Here is a 15352-nt window from a genome sequence, read left to right on the forward strand (position 1 = left end):
CAGGCCTTGGGCCTTCGGTTTAATATATGTCAAAAATCGGCCTTGCGGCCACAAGACGCGGTGAAAGGAGACGCCCGAAAACCGTCACCAAAGGAAGGAAAGGAGTTGCAGCATGGTTCCGAGCGACCTGGAAATCGCGCAAGCGGCGGAGCTCCTGCCTATCGTGGAGATCGCCAAGAAGATGGGACTGGAGGAGGACGAGATCGATCTCTACGGCAAGTACAAGGCCAAGATCGATTTCGAGCGCTTTCTGGAGAGGGTCAAGGACAAGCCCAACGGAAAGTACATCGACGTGACCGCCATCACCCCCACCCCCCTAGGCGAGGGCAAGACGGTCACCTCCATCGGCCTCACCGAATCCCTGGCCAAGATCGGAAAGAACGTGGTGCTCGCGCTGCGTGAGCCCTCCCTGGGCCCGGTGTTCGGCATCAAAGGCGGGGCGGCGGGAGGAGGCTACTCCCAGGTGGTGCCCATGGAGGACCTCAACCTCCATTTCACGGGGGACATCCATGCCGTGGGGGCGGCCAACAACCTGCTGGCGGCGATGATCGACACCAGCATCCTGCTGGGGAACCCCCTCAACATCGACCCCCTGACCATCTCCTGGCGCAGGGTGGTGGACATCAGCGACCGCGCCCTGCGCGACATCGTCATCGGGCTCGGGGGCCGCGAGAACGGCTATCCGCGCCAGACCGGCTACGACATCACCGTGGCCTCGGAGGTCATGGCCATCCTCGCCCTGGCCACCAGCCTCAAGGACCTGCGGGAGCGCCTGGGAAGGATCGTGGTCGCCTACACCTACGACGGCAAACCGGTGACCGCCGAGGACCTCAAGGCGGCAGGGGCTATGACCGTGCTCCTCAAGGAGGCCCTCAAGCCCAACCTCATCCAGACCCTGGAGCACAACCCCTGCATCATGCATGCAGGTCCCTTCGCCAACATCGCCCACGGCAACAACTCAATCGTGGCCGACTACGTGGCCCTGAAGTGCGGCGACTACGTGGTGACGGAGTCCGGGTTCGGCGCGGATATGGGGGCGGAGAAGATGATGAACATCAAGTGCCGTTACTCCGGCCTCACCCCGGACTGCGTGGTGATCACCTGCACCATCCGGGCCCTGAAGATGCACGGTGGAGCCTTCGAGGCGCGTCCCGGCAAGCCCCTCGACGAGGAGCTGGTGAAGAAGGAGAACATGCCGGCTCTCGAGGAGGGCACCGGGAACCTCATCAAGATGATCGAGAACATGAAGCTCTTCGGCCTTCCCGTGGTGGTGACCATCAACCGGCGCACAACCGACATGGACAAGGAGATCGAGCTGGTCAAAAAGCTCGCCGAGGAGGCCGGCGTGGTCGCCTGCGTACCCATCGAGGTTTGGGCCAAGGGTGGCGAGGGCGGAAAGGAGGCCGCGGAGGCGGTGGTGGCCGCCTGCGACCAGCCCAGTGAATTCAAATTCCTCTATCCAGACGACTGGTCCATAAAGGAGAAGATCGAGGCCATCGCCACCAAGATCTACGGGGCCGACGGGGTGGACTATACCCCCCTGGCGGAGCAGAAGATCAAGCAGTACACCGAGGCGGGATGGGATAAGCTCCCCATCTGCATGGCCAAGACGCACCTCTCGCTTTCCCACGACCCCAACCTCAAAGGCGTGCCCAAGGGTTACCGCCTGCCGGTGGTGGATATCAGGCCGTCTATCGGAGCCGGCTTCCTTTATCCGCTTTGCGGCGCCATGAGGACCATGCCCGGTCTTCCCAGCCGCCCCGCGGCGGTGGACGTGGACATCGATGAGAACGGGAGGACCATGGGGTTGTTCTGAGAGGCGACCCTGCGGCAGTGAAGGCGTGGAACGATACCCCGGTCCATCCGGACCGGGGTATCATCGAGCATCGGGTGATATTTGTGGGGAGGCCGGGAAGTGACGGATGACCTCTGCAGGGTGCTCTTCCTGCCCGACAACCGGTTCGTGACCGTGGCGCGGGGCGAGAACCTCTTGCGCGCGGCCATGGACGCTGACGTGCACATCAACGCCTCCTGCGGGGGCTCGGGGTCCTGCGGAAAGTGCCGCGTGGTCATCGAGGAAGGGGAGGTGGAGCGGGAACCCAACCCCAAGTTGGGCGAGGCCGAGGCGGCCAGGGGATACGCTCTGGCCTGCCAGACCCGGGTGCTCTCCGACCTCAAGGTGAGCATCCCCCTGGAATCCCGTATCGGCGACCGGCGCATCTTCGAGCGCGCCGAGCCCACCCCCGCCCACGGCCACCTGCTCTCGGCGGCGGACTGGGAGGAGCGCCTGCCCGCCTGGGAGCTTGACCCCCCCACCCGCAAGTACCACCTCGTGCTCCCCGAGCCCTCCCTGGACGACAACGCCAGCGACGCGGAGCGCATCAAACGGGGCCTGGCGGTGGAGGCCGGGCTGCGCGACGTGGTCATCGACTACCCGGTGCTACAGCGCCTGCCCAACATGATCCGCCAGAGCGGGTGGGACATCACGGTGACGGTGCTGGACTCCGGCGAGGAGCTGAGGGCGGTGCGCATCGAGCAGGGAGACACCACCGAGAGGCAGTCGGCCATCGCCATCGACGTGGGCACCACCACCATCTCCGCCGAGCTCATCGACCTGCGCACCGGCGAGGTCACGGCGCGGGCTTCGGACTACAACGCACAGGTGGCCTTCGGCGAGGACGTCATCACCCGCATCATCTACGCCATCCGCGGTACCGGCCTGGCCAAGCTGCAGTCGGTGGTGGTGGGGACCATCTGGAACCTCATCAAGAACCTGGTGGAGCAGGCGGGCATCGAGTACTGCAACATCACCCACGTGGTGGTGGCCGGAAACACCACCATGACCCACCTGCTCCTCGGCCTGAACCCGAAATATATCCGGGAGGAGCCCTACATTCCCTCCGCCACCTTCTTCCCCTGGATCAAGTGCTCCGACATCGGCCTGCGCATCGCCGCGGGAGTATACCTCTACGCCATCCCCTGCGTGGCCTCCTACGTGGGCGGGGACATCGTGGCCGGCATGCTGGCCTCCGGCATCTTCAACACCGACCGGCTGACCCTGTACATCGACATCGGGACCAACGGGGAGATGGTGCTGGGCAACCGCGACTGGATGCTCTCCTGTTCCTGCTCGGCCGGTCCCGCCTTCGAGGGGGGAGGGGTCAAGCACGGCATGCGCGCCACCAGCGGCGCCATCGAGCAGGTGCGTATCGACAAGATAGGTTACGAGCCCATGATCATCACCGTGGGCAACCGCAAGCCCATCGGGATATGCGGTTCCGGGCTCATAGACGCCCTCTCGGAGATGTTCCTCACCGGGGTGATCAACGAGAAGGGGAAGATCAACACCGACCTGCCCACCCCCCGGGTGCGGCGCACGGAGGGGGGCGCGGAATACGTGCTGGTGTGGGCGGAGGACTCGGCCACGCGCCGCGACATCGTCATCACCGAGGTGGACATCGACAACCTCATGCGCGCCAAGGCGGCGGTGTACGCCGGGATAGAGATCCTGCTCTCCTCCATGGACCTGGATGTCTCCATGATCGACGAACTGCTCATCGCGGGGGCCTTCGGACGTTACCTGGAGGTGGACAAGGCGGTGACCATCGGGCTGCTTCCGGATATCGGGTACGAGAAGATAAAGTTCGTGGGCAACGGGTCCCTGCTGGGGGCGCACCTCTCGGCGCTGTCCCGGGAGATGCTCGCGCGCGCGAACGAGATCGCCCGCCAGATGACCTATCTGGAGCTCTCCATGAACCCCGCCTTCATGGAGCACTACGTGTCCGCGCTCTTCTTCCCCCACACCGACCTGGACTCTTTCCCCAGCGTCAAGGAGAGGCTTGAGACTTACCGCGCGGTGCAGAGGATGGCGGCGCGGGAGGGCGGGGTGAACGGCGAGGAAAAAGGAGCGGACTGATGTCTTTCGTCATCGCGGTGTCGGGCAAGGGAGGCACGGGCAAGACCACCTTCGCCGCCCTCTCCGTGGCCTACCTGGTGCGCAGCACGGGAAGGGCGGTGCTGGCGGTGGACGCCGACTCCAACGCCAACCTGGACCTCGCCCTGGGCACCAAGGCCGAGAAGACCATCGGCGCGGTGAGGGAATACCTCACCGAGAACATCAAGAACATGCCCGCGGGCATGTCCAAGGAGGTATGGGTGGAGACGCTCCTGCAGCAGGCCCTGGTGGAGGAGAAGGGCTTCGACCTCATATCCATGGGCAGGCCGGAGGGGCCGGGATGCTACTGCTACCTCAACAACATCTTCAGGCGCTACCTCGACCTCATGACCGGACGTTACGACTACGTGGTCATGGACAACGAGGCGGGCATGGAGCATCTCTCCCGGCGCACCACCACCGGGGTGGACGTGATGTTCATCGCCTCCGACCCCACGGTGAGAGGAGTGCGGACCGCCCTGCGCATCCGGGACCTGGCGCGGGAGCTGAAGCTGGATATCGGGCGCATGGCCTTGGTGGTGTCCAGGGTGCGGGACGGCCTGCCGGACAACCTCCGGGAAATCGCCGAGGAGGGCAACCTGGAGATCGCCGGCTGGGTGCCCGACGACGAGCTACTGCGCGACTACGACGAGTCGGGAAAGGCGCTGACGGAGCTCCCGGAGGAGAGCCCGGCCCGCGAGGCCATCGAGAAGATCCTGGCCGCCTACGTGGCGGTATGAGAGACATGCCGGTGCCGGGGGTCGAGGCCGGGGCGGCGGTTGCGGAGCGGGCCCCGGGAGGGCGGGGAAGGGCGGAAGCATGACGGGGCGCCCGGAGAGGGCGCGGGGAACCCGCGGAGACGACGGGTGTAGTATATATACCTGGAAATATAGGTGGATTAGTGCGATAATCATGAGTTGGACCGGGGAGGTCTCACGATGTACGTAGAGAAGCCCATGATCGTGTTTCTGGACAAGCTCGCCTCCAGGTCGCCGGAGCCGGGTGGTGGTTCCGTATCCGCGCTGGTGGGCGCGCTGGGAGCCGCGCTGGTCTCCATGGTCGGGAACCTGACCCTGGGTAAGGAAAAGTACGCCGACGTCCAGGACCAGGTGGAAGAGCTGCTCAAATCATCCGAAAGGGCCCGCGACAGGCTCCAGGGCTTGATCCAGAAGGACACCGAGGTCTACGCGGACGTGTCCGCCGCCTTCAAGATGCCGCGGGAGACCGAGGACCAGAAGGCGGAGCGCGCGGCGCGCATCCAGGAGGCCCTCAAACTGGCCACGGAGGTGCCCTTCGAGATAGCGGAGGCGTGCCTGGAGGTGGCGCGCCTCTCCGAGACCGCCGCCGAGATAGGGAACGTGGGCGCGGTGAGCGACGCGGGGGTCGCGGCGCTGCTCGCGGAGGCCGCCGCCCAGAGCGCCGCCCTCAACGTGAAGATCAACGTCAACAGCATCGAGGACACCGCTTTCTGCGAGAGCAAGTGGTCGCGTATCCAGGAGATCCTCACGGAGACGGCGGAGCTGCGCGACCGCGTGGTCAGGGTCACCTACGAAAAGCTGGGGTGATCATCCGGCGTGCCGCGAGGTGATTCTCGCCATCCGCACGGAACGGTTCCCGCAGAGGAGGACCCCGCGAGGGCGGAGTGCAGATGGAATAAGATGGAAAGTTAAGCCCGCGGGCGCGGCCGGTCCGAGGCCTGGGCGGACCGTGGACGCATGGACAACGTGGATGCATGGATATAGACGGGAAGGCGCTGGCGCAGCGGAGGCGGAAAAACCGGGAGACCGGCGCGACAAGGCGAGAAGAGGAAAGGAGCAACGGACATGACGGTGGTCATCGATTGCGTAGCCATCGGCGATGAGCTCATGAAGGAGATCGTCGCGGAGACCGAGGCCCTCAAGGCCAAGGGGATAACCCCGGGCATCGCCACCCTGCTGGTGGGCGACGACTTCGGGGCCAAGATGTACCGCGGACAGGTGGAGAAGTTCTGCGAGGAGGCCGGTTTCGCCTATATCAACGAGAACCCGCCCGCGGACGTGAGCGAGGAGGAGGTGGTGGAGATCGTCAAGCGCCTCAACGCCGACAAGGCGGTGAGCGGCATCCTCCCCTTGCGCCCCTTCCCCGAGCACATCTCCGACAGCGCGGTCATCAACTCCATCGACGTGAACAAGGACATCGACTGCTTCCACCCCTTCAACATGGGCAAGCTGGCCCTGGGGGAGCCCACCTTCCCGCCCGCCACGCCCTCCGCGGTCATCGAGATCCTCGACCGCTACGCCCGGGACGTCAAGAAGATGGACCCCAAGGACTTCTACGAGGGGGCGGAGGTGTGCGTGGTGGGCCACTCCAACATCGTGGGCAAGCCGGTGGCCTTCCTCATGCTCAACCGCAACGCCTCCACCACCGTGGTGCACGTCTTCACCTCCATGAAGGGCAACCTGGAAAAGCACACCAGGGCGGCGGACATCCTCATCGTCGCGGCGGGCAAGCCAGACCTCATCGGGCCTGAGCAGGTCAAGGAGGGCGCCATCGTGGTGGACGTGGGCATCAACCGTGTCAAGGTGCTGGACGCAAACGGCGAGCCGGTGCTCAACGAGAAGGGCAAGCCCAAGACCAAGACGGTGGGGGACGTGTCCTTCGACGTCGTCAAGGACATGACCGAGGCCATCACCCCCGTTCCCGGCGGCGTGGGCTCGGTGACCAACCGTATGCTCATGAAGAACGCCCTGCGCGCCTGCAAGCTCCAGCACGGCCTGGAATGACGGACGACATGGCGCGAGGGAGACGGGGAGACATAATAATAATTTCGGCGGAGATCAGCAGCGGAAAGGAGAGAAAGAGATGGCATTCAACCTACCGACGGAGACGGCCAAGGGCAAGGTCCGCGAGGTAGAGCTGGGCGCCGGTGAAAAGGCGAAGAAGGTAGGCGGCGAGAACGTCCTCCCCTTCCACCTCTGGGAGGGCGAGATGCCCAACAAGCCCCTCGTGGCCGCCGAGGTGTCCGACGAGGTGGGCGAGCTCGTCCCGGCCCTGGAGAAAGCCCTGGGAGAGGTCAAGAACGACCCCGTGGCCTGGGCCAGGAAGGCGGTGGAGGAGTGGGGCGCCGACGCCATTTTCCTCCTCCTGGCCTCCACCGACCCCAAGGCTACCGATGCCCCCGCCGAGCAGGCGGCGGAGACGGTGCTCAAGGTGGAGGAGGCGGTAAACGTCCCGGTGATCGTGTACGGCACCGAGGACCTGGACAAGGACGCCGAGATCGCCAGGGTGGTGGCCACCAAGGCGGAGGGCAAGAACCTGCTCATCGGGCCGGCCAAGGAGGAGAACTTCAAGAAGGTGGGCGCGCCCGCCATCGGCTACAAGCAGACGGTGGCCGGCATGACCCCCATCGACGTCAACCTGGCCAAGCAGCTCAACATCCTCCTGACCAACCTGGGCATGGAGGCCGAGAAGCTGGTCATCGACCCCACCACCGGGGCCCTGGGCTACGGCCTGGAGTACACCTACTCGGTGATGGAGCGCCTGAAGATCGCGGCCCTCATGCAGGACGACTCCATGACCCAGATGCCCATGCTCGCCAACATCGGCACCCAGGCCTGGAAGACCAAGGAGGCCAAGAGCTCCCAGGAGGAATACCCGGAGTGGGGAGACCCCGAGAAGCGCGGCATCATGTGGGAGACGGTCACCGCCGTGGCCCTGCTCCTGGCAGGGGCGGACATCCTGGTGCTCCGGCACCCCGAGTCCATCCGCCTGGTGAAGCAGCTCATAGCCGACCTTTCGGGCTAGGCTTTCATATATAGAGGAGGTTCGGGAAGAACCTGGATCGCGATTCCACAGGAGGAACAGCACTCATGGCAGAACTGGAGGAGATGACGGCGTGCGAAGCCACGCTGGAGATGCTTAGAAAAGCCAAGGAGGAGGAACAGGAGACGGCCTTCGACCGCGTGCAGCAGCAGAAGGGATGCGCCTTCGGAGAGGCGGGAAGCTGCTGCCGGATCTGCAACATGGGCCCCTGCCGCATCAACCCCAAGAAGCCCGACGAGAGCCGCGGGGTATGCGGCGCCGACATGGATACCATCGTGGCCCGCAACTTCGCCCGCATGGTCGCGGGGGGCGCTTCCGCCCACTCCGACCACGGGCGCGCCGTGGCCGAGACCCTGATCATGGCCGCCAAGGGGGAGACGACGGATTACCAGATCAAGGACCGCGTCAAGCTCCTGGAGGTGGCGGCGGACCTGGACATCGAGATCGGGGACCGCGACATCAACGACATCGCCCTGGAGGTGGGCGAGCGCTGCCTGGCCATGTTCGGGCAGCAGGAGGGCGAGCTGGCCTTCGCCCAGAGGGCCCCGGAGAAGCGCAAGGAGATCTGGCGCCAGCTCGGGGTCTTCCCCCGCGGCATCGACCGCGAGGTGGTGGAGCTCATGCACCGTACCTCCATCGGCGTCGACCAAGACTACGAGAACATCCTCCTGGGAGCGGCCCGCTGTTCCCTGGCGGACGGTTGGGGAGGCTCCATGATCGGGACCGAGCTTCAGGACATCCTCTTCGGCACCCCGGAGCCCCTGGAGAGCAAGGTCAACCTGGGGGTGCTCAAGGAGGACGAGGTCAACATCATCGTCCACGGCCACGAGCCTCTGCTCTCGGAGATGATCGTGCTGGCCGCAAGCCTTCCCGAGATGCAGGAGAAGGCGGAGAAGGCGGGCGCCAAGGGGATCAACCTCTCGGGTATCTGCTGCACCGCCAACGAGGTGCTCACCAGGCACGGAGTTCCCATCGCCGGCAACGTGCTGCAGCAGGAGCTGGCCCTGCTCACCGGCGCGGTGGAAGCCATGGTGGTGGACGTGCAGTGCGTATACCAGGGTATAGGGCAGATAGCGAGCTGCCTGCACACCGACATCATCACCACCTCCCCCCGGGCCAAGATGCCCTACGCGCGGCACATCGAGTTCCACGAGGACCACGCCCTGGACATCGCCAAGGAGATCGTCTCCGCGGCCATCGACAACTTCCCCAAGCGGGGCAAGGTCACCATCCCGGACAACACGGAGTCGCTCATCGCCGGCTTCAACCACGAGTACATCAACTACATGCTGGGAGGCAAGTACCGCGCCTCCTACCGTCCCTTGAACGACGCCATCATCGATGGGCGCATCCGCGGCGTGGTGGGCGTGGTGGGGTGCAACAACCCGCGCGTCAAGCACGACGACATCCACGTGCGCGTGGTGCGCGAGCTCATCGCCAACGGCTGCCTGGTGGTGATGACCGGCTGCGCGGCGCAGTCGGTGGCCAAGGCCGGGCTCATGCTCCCCGAGGTGGCGCGCGAGATCTGCCCCCAGGGACTCTGGGAGGTCTGCGAGGCCGTGGGGATACCGCCGGTGCTCCACTGCGGCTCCTGCGTGGACAACAGCCGCATCCTCATCGCCCTCACCGCCATGGTGCGCGAGGGCGGCCTGGGAGACGACATCAGCGACCTCCCGGCGGCCGGCTGCGCTCCGGAGTGGATGAGCGAGAAGGCCATCTCCATCGGCGAGTACTTCGTGGCCTCGGGCGTGTACACCGTGTTCGGAGTGAAGTGGCCCACCATGGGCTCCAAGAACGTCACCGAGCTTCTCTTTGAGAAGTACAACGAGATCTACAAGAACAGCTGGCACTTCGAGCCCGATCCCGAGAAGATGGTGGGCAAACTTCTCACCCTCATCGACAGCAAGCGCGAGGCCCTGGGCATTTCCGCCAAGCGTGAGAGGGTGCTCTACGACATGGCTATGAGGAGGGAGTTGGAGATCTAATGAGCAGGATAATAGCAACCGCAGCCATCAAGGGAGCCCACAAGGAGGTGGCCGAGGCCGAGCGTATGCTCGCCGAGACCAAGGAGGCCGTCGGCGCCACCGCGAAGGTGGAGTTTCCCAACACAGGGTTCTATTTGCCCATCATCTATGCCCTGACGGGCATAGCTGTGCAGAAGCTCGAGGATATGGATCAGGTGATCGAGCTGGCCAAGGGCCTGCTGCCGCCGGTGCCCAGGGAGCGCCACTGGGTTCCCTACCTGGGGCATACCCTGGACGCGGGCATCGCCACCCTCTTCGCGGGGGAGATCATCGAGGGATGCAAGTACGCCACCAACCCGCCGGTGGACGACCTCTGGCTGGGGGCGGCGGACGACGTGATCATGCGTGAGCGCGGGGTGGAGTTCGTGGACGGCACCGCCCCCGGGTTCTGCGCCCTGGTGGGGAAGGCCTCCAACCCGGAGATGGCCGACCAGATCGTGGTGGAACTCCTGCAGAAGAACCTCTACGTGTGGATCTCCGGCCACGTTGACGGGGTGAGCATCGCCGAGCAGCTCCAGCAGGTGGACCGCCAGCTGGGATGGGACACCCGCATCGTCCCCTACGGCAAGGAGATGTCCTCGGCGGTGTACTCCCTGGGGTTCGCGGCCCGCGCCGCCATGTCCTTCGGGGGCGCCCAGCCGGGAGACTTCTCCAAGATCCTGCGCTACAACAAGAACCGCATCTTCGCCTTCGTGCTGGCGCTGGACTACGTGGACGAGCAGAAATACGCCTACGCGGCGGGGGCCATCAACTACGGCTTCCCCACCATCGCCAACACCAGGATCCCGGACATCCTGCCCACCGGAGTGTGCACCTACGAGCACGTGGTGGGAAGCGTGCCCGAGGAGGAGATCGTCCAGAAGTGCGTGGAGGTGCGGGGCCTCAAGATCCAGATCGCCGAGATCCCCATCCCCATGGCCTACGGCCCCGCCTTCGAGGGCGAGGTCATCCGCAAGGACGATATGTACGTGCAGTTCGGCGGGAACATCACCCCCGCCTTCGAGTACGTGACCATGCGGGAGATGGACGAGGTCACCGACGGCAAGATCGAGGTGGTGGGTCCGGAGATCGACGACGTCGAGGAGGGCGGCGCCCTTCCTCTGGGCATCGTGGTGGAGGTGGCGGGGCGCAAGATGCAGGAGGACTTCGAGTCCATCCTCGAGCGCCAGATACACCACCTCATCAACGGCGCCGAGGGCATCTGGCACATGGGCCAGCGCGACATCGTGTGGACGCGCATCTCCAAGAAGGCACAGGCCAAGGGGTTCAAGATCCGCCACTACGGCGAGATCATCCACGCCAAGCTCATCAACGACTTCCCCTCCATCGTGGACAAGGTGCAGGTGACCATCTACACCAATCCCGAGGACGTGGAGAAGTGGCTGGCCACGGCGCGCGCCGCCTACCGCTACCGCGACGAGAAGACGGCGGGGATGACCGACGAGTCGGTGGACACCTTCTACTCCTGCACCCTTTGCCAGTCCTTCGCCCCCACCCACGTGTGCATCATCTCCCCCCAGCGGCTGGGGCTGTGCGGCGCCTACAACTGGCTGGACGGCAAGGCCGCCTACGAGATCGACCCCACCGGCCCCAACCAGCCGGTGAAGAAAGGGGACTGCACCGACCCCGTGAAGGGCGAGTGGCCGGCCATCAGCGAGTTCGTGAAGGAGAAGTCCGGCGGCAACGTGGAGAACGTCAAGATGTACACCATGATGGAGGACCCCATGACCTCCTGCGGGTGTTTCGAGTGCATCGTGGCCTTCCTGCCCATGTGCAACGGGGTGATGATCGTCAACCGCGAGTACTCGGGGATGACCCCCAGCGGCATGCCCTTCTCCACCCTGGCCAACTCGGTGGGCGGCGGCAACGTCACCCCCGGGTTCATCGGCATCGGCAAGGTGTACATCACCTCCAAGAAGTTCATCTCCGCCGACGGGGGCTTCAAGCGCATCGTGTGGATGCCCAAGGAGCTCAAGGAGACCCTTCGGGAGCAGCTGGAGAAGCGCTGCCAGGACGAGGACGTCAACGACCCGGACTTCATCAACAAGATCGCCGACGAGGATGTGGGGACCAGCGAGGAGGAGATCCTTCCCTGGCTGGAGGAGAAGGGCCATCCCGCCCTCACCATGGACCCCATGCTCATGTAGGAAAGAGGGGGGCAGGGGACCAGCCCCCCTCTTCTTGCGACATAATGAGGTGGGATTACCGCTGATCAAGTAGGAAGGAGAAGGAAATGGGACTTTCGGGCTTGGATATCTTCAAGAAGCTACCCAAGACCAACTGCAAGGAATGCGGCTTCCCGACCTGCCTCGCCTTCGCCATGAAGCTGGCGGCGGGACAGACGGCCCTCGACGAGTGTCCCTACGTTACCGACGAGGTGCGGGCGGAGCTGGCCGAGGCCAGCGCGCCTCCCATCCGCGGGGTCGCCGTGGGGGTGGGTGACGAGGCCTTCAAGGTGGGCGAGGAGCTGGTGCTCTTCCGCCACGAGAAGACCTTCTTCAACCCCGCGGTCCTGGGGGTGCTGGTGAGCGACGACATGGACGACGCGAAGGTGGACGAGCTCGTCAAGCAGGCCAACGAGTGCGAGCACGAGCGCGTCGGCGTCATCCTCAAGGTGGGAGCCGTCGCGGTCAAGGCCGCTTCCGGCGACGCCGGCAAGTTCAAGGCCCTGGTGGAGAAGGTGAAGGGCGCCACCGCCAAGCCCCTCATCCTCATGGCCGAGGACGTGGAGGTCATGAAGGCGGGCGTGGAGGCGGCGGGAGATTCCCGGCCTCTGCTCTACGCCGCCACCGAGGCCAACGCCGACGCCATGGGCGCCCTGGCCAAAGAGAAGGAGCTGCCCCTGGCGGTGAAGGCCGCCGACCTGGACAAGCTGGCGGAGCTCTCGGAGAAGCTCACCGGCATGGGCCTCAAGGACCTGGTGCTCGACCCCGCGCCGCGCAAGCCGGGAGAGACCTTCAAGGACCTGGTGGCCATCCGCAGGGCGGCCCTGAACCAGAAGTTCGCCGCCTTCGGGTTCCCCACCATCACCTTCCCCTGTGAGGAGACCGACGACGAGCTCTACGAGACCGCCCTGGCGGCCATGTACATCTGCAAGTACGGCGGCATCGTAGTGCTCTCCCATGCCGAGCAGTGGAGGATGTACCCCCTCCTGGTCCTGGGCCTGAACATCTACACCGATCCCCAGCGCCCCATGGCCGTGGACTCCAAGTTCTACGAGATCGGCGCCCCGGACGAGAACAGCCCGGTGCTGGTGACCACCAACTTCTCCCTCACCTACTTCATCGTCTCCGGCGAGATCGAGGGGAGCAAGATCCCGGCCTGGCTGGGCGTGGTGGACGTGGACGGGCAGTCGGTGCTCACCGCCTGGGCGGCGGGCAAGTTCGTGCCCGAGACCATCGCCAAGTTCATCAACACCTCCGGCATCGCGGACAAGGTCAAGCACCGCAAGCTGATCATCCCCGGCTACGTGGCCCAGATCTCGGGCGAGCTGGAGGAGGAGCTGCCGGATTGGGAGATCGTCATCGGCACCCGGGAAGCGGCGGATATCCCGGCCTTCCTGCGCCAGTTCTCCACCACCTGAGTCCGGGCTCGAGGTAGGAGCGCTCCGGCCGGCGGCGGGCCGCCTCGGAGGCGGGAACGCGACCAGGCCGCCGGCCGGGCTTGGGATATAGACGCAATAACGATCACAGTACGGAGGAGGAAGGCAAGAGATGATCATCACCACATCGAAGCCCTTCGAGGAGGTGCTCAAGGAGCTCGAGGGGCAGGACAAGGTGTTCATCGTCGGCTGCGGCTCCTGCGCCACCACCTGCGAGACGGGGGGCGAAAAGGAAGTGGCCGAGATGAAGGCCAGGCTCGAGGCGGAGGGCAAGACGGTCACCGGGACGGTGGTCTACGAGGAGGTCTGCCACGAGCTCAACACCAAGCGCAAGTTCCGCGAGAACAAGGAGGCGGTGGAGGCGGCCGAGGGCTTCCTGGTCATGTGCTGCGGCGCCGGCACCCAGTCGGTGCGCGAGGCCACCGACAAGGACGTTCACCCCGCCTGCAACACGGTTTTCCTGGGCAACATCCTGCGCCAAGGCCAGTTCGTGGAGAAGTGCTCCCTGTGCGGCGACTGCGTGCTGGAGGACTTCGGGGCCATCTGCCCCGTCACCCGCTGCCACAAGGGCATCCTCAACGGCCCCTGCGGCGGCACCGACGAGGGCAAGTGCGAGACGGACAAGGAGAAGGACTGCGGCTGGACCCTCATCTTCAACCAGCTGGAGAAGCTGGGCAAGCTCGACCGCTTCAAGCGCATCTACGGCCTCAAGAACTGGCAGGCCAGCATGAAGCCCGGCCGGGTGATTTTCGAGAAGAAGGGCGAGGGGGGTGAATAGGATGACCATGCTTCTGGAAAAGCACGCCAAGCCCAGTATCCAGGAGGTCATGGAATCCGGGAAGTTCCTCGTCACCGGGGAGATCGGGCCTCCCAAGGGCACGGACATCGACGAGATGATCCACCACATCGACCTTCTCAAGGACAAGGTCCACGCCATGAACATCACCGACAACCAGTCCTCGGTGATGCGCTATCCCTCCCTGGGCACCGCCCTCATCGTCCTGGAGCGCGGCGGCGAGCCCAACCTGCAGGTCACCTGCCGGGACCGCAACCGCCTGGCCATCGAGGCGGACCTGCTCTTCGCCTATACCCGCGGCGTGCGCAGCGTGCTCTGCCTCACCGGCGACTCCATCCCCGTGGGCGACCACAAGGAGGCCAAGGGCGTCTTCGACTGCGAGAGCGTGCAGCTCCTCCAGCTCATCCGCAACATGGAGGAGGGGAGGGACTCCGGCGGCAACGAGCTGCAGGGCGGCGTGAAGTTCTACAAGGGCGCCATCGTCACCCCCGAGGCGCAGCCCATCGAGCCCCAGATGTACAAGTTCGAGAAGAAGATCGAGGCGGGGGCGCAGTGGTTCCAGACCCAGGCCGTCTATGACATGGACAACTTCAAGCGCTTCATGGAGCGGGCGCGCAAGATCAACGACAAGGTGAAGATCTGCGCCGGCCTGGTGCTCCTCACCTCCATGGGCGCCATCCGTTACATGAACGCCAACGTCCCCGGCGTCTTCGTGCCCGACAACCTGGTGAAGGAGATGGCCGACGCGCCCAAGGGCGAGGCCCTCAACACCGGCATCAGGATCATGGCGCGCCAGATCCGCCAGTGCATCGACGAGAAGCTCTGCGACGGCGTGCACATCATGGCCATCGGCAAGGAAGACGTGGTGCCCCGCATCCTGGAAGAGGCCGGGGTGGACATCACCAAGATGTAGCGCCTCCTGTCTCGACCCCGGCGGGGTGGAGATGGAAGGGAGCGGTGGGGTCAGGGTCCATCCTGGCCCCGCCCTATGGAAGGTGAAGGCGGAGGTCGCCGCCGGGTTGCCGTTTGTTAGCCGCCTACGGCCGGGACGGGAGCGAGGACGTACGATGACCGGTTCGGCGCCCGCCTCCCGCCGCAGGACGGGGGTCATGACGGAAGGCCCGCGGCAACCCGTGGGCTCGGTCTCCGCCCCGTCACCGGGCGATGGGCGGCGAGACCGCCCTGCGTCCGGCGGC

Annotated in this window: 11 protein-coding genes; all 11 read left to right on the forward strand. The window is 65.2% G+C overall.

Features of this window, described 5'->3' with window-relative positions:
* Window positions 1-112: 112 nt before the first annotated feature.
* The 11 genes from H5T74_03090 to H5T74_03140 all read left to right on the forward strand — a co-directional run bounded on the left by H5T74_03090 (window position 113) and on the right by H5T74_03140 (window position 15069).
* Window positions 113-1816 (forward strand): formate--tetrahydrofolate ligase, encoded by a 1704-nt coding sequence (locus H5T74_03090; GenBank protein MBC7229363.1) that lies wholly within the window; start codon window positions 113-115, stop codon window positions 1814-1816.
* Window positions 1817-1915: 99 nt separating this feature from the next.
* Window positions 1916-3916 carry a DUF4445 domain-containing protein gene (locus H5T74_03095; protein MBC7229364.1) on the forward strand — a complete coding sequence of 667 codons (2001 nt, stop codon included), beginning with the start codon at window positions 1916-1918 and terminating at the stop codon, window positions 3914-3916.
* Window positions 3916-4674: an AAA family ATPase gene (locus H5T74_03100; protein ID MBC7229365.1), complete on the forward strand. Its 759-nt coding sequence runs from the start codon at window positions 3916-3918 to the stop codon at window positions 4672-4674. Before H5T74_03095 ends, H5T74_03100 begins: the two co-directional genes overlap by 1 nt.
* 198 nt (window positions 4675-4872) lie before the next feature.
* Window positions 4873-5499 (forward strand): cyclodeaminase/cyclohydrolase family protein, encoded by a 627-nt coding sequence (locus tag H5T74_03105; protein ID MBC7229366.1) that lies wholly within the window; start codon window positions 4873-4875, stop codon window positions 5497-5499.
* 258 nt (window positions 5500-5757) lie between these two features.
* Window positions 5758-6696, forward strand: a complete 939-nt coding sequence (locus tag H5T74_03110; protein MBC7229367.1) for a bifunctional 5,10-methylene-tetrahydrofolate dehydrogenase/5,10-methylene-tetrahydrofolate cyclohydrolase — start codon at window positions 5758-5760, stop codon at window positions 6694-6696.
* A gap of 79 nt (window positions 6697-6775) precedes the next feature.
* Window positions 6776-7717: an acetyl-CoA decarbonylase/synthase complex subunit delta gene (locus H5T74_03115; GenBank protein ID MBC7229368.1), complete on the forward strand. Its 942-nt coding sequence runs from the start codon at window positions 6776-6778 to the stop codon at window positions 7715-7717.
* A gap of 65 nt (window positions 7718-7782) precedes the next feature.
* Window positions 7783-9720 (forward strand): anaerobic carbon-monoxide dehydrogenase catalytic subunit, encoded by a 1938-nt coding sequence (gene cooS, locus H5T74_03120; GenBank protein MBC7229369.1) that lies wholly within the window; start codon window positions 7783-7785, stop codon window positions 9718-9720.
* Window positions 9720-11906: a CO dehydrogenase/CO-methylating acetyl-CoA synthase complex subunit beta gene (cdhC, locus tag H5T74_03125; protein ID MBC7229370.1), complete on the forward strand. Its 2187-nt coding sequence runs from the start codon at window positions 9720-9722 to the stop codon at window positions 11904-11906. Before cooS ends, cdhC begins: the two co-directional genes overlap by 1 nt.
* A gap of 86 nt (window positions 11907-11992) precedes the next feature.
* On the forward strand, window positions 11993-13342 hold the full coding sequence (locus H5T74_03130) for an acetyl-CoA decarbonylase/synthase complex subunit gamma (protein ID MBC7229371.1): 1350 nt from the start codon (window positions 11993-11995) through the stop codon (window positions 13340-13342).
* A 130-nt stretch (window positions 13343-13472) separates the two neighbouring features.
* The gene (locus H5T74_03135; protein ID MBC7229372.1) at window positions 13473-14138 is read left to right on the forward strand and encodes a methylenetetrahydrofolate reductase C-terminal domain-containing protein; all 666 of its coding nucleotides are present in this window, start codon (window positions 13473-13475) and stop codon (window positions 14136-14138) included.
* Window positions 14139-14145: 7 nt separating this feature from the next.
* Window positions 14146-15069 (forward strand): methylenetetrahydrofolate reductase, encoded by a 924-nt coding sequence (locus tag H5T74_03140; GenBank protein ID MBC7229373.1) that lies wholly within the window; start codon window positions 14146-14148, stop codon window positions 15067-15069.
* The last annotated feature ends 283 nt before the right edge of the window (window positions 15070-15352 follow it).

Source organism: Actinomycetota bacterium, from assembly GCA_014360645.1.
Taxonomy (GTDB): domain Bacteria; phylum Actinomycetota; class Geothermincolia; order Geothermincolales; family RBG-13-55-18; genus Solincola_B.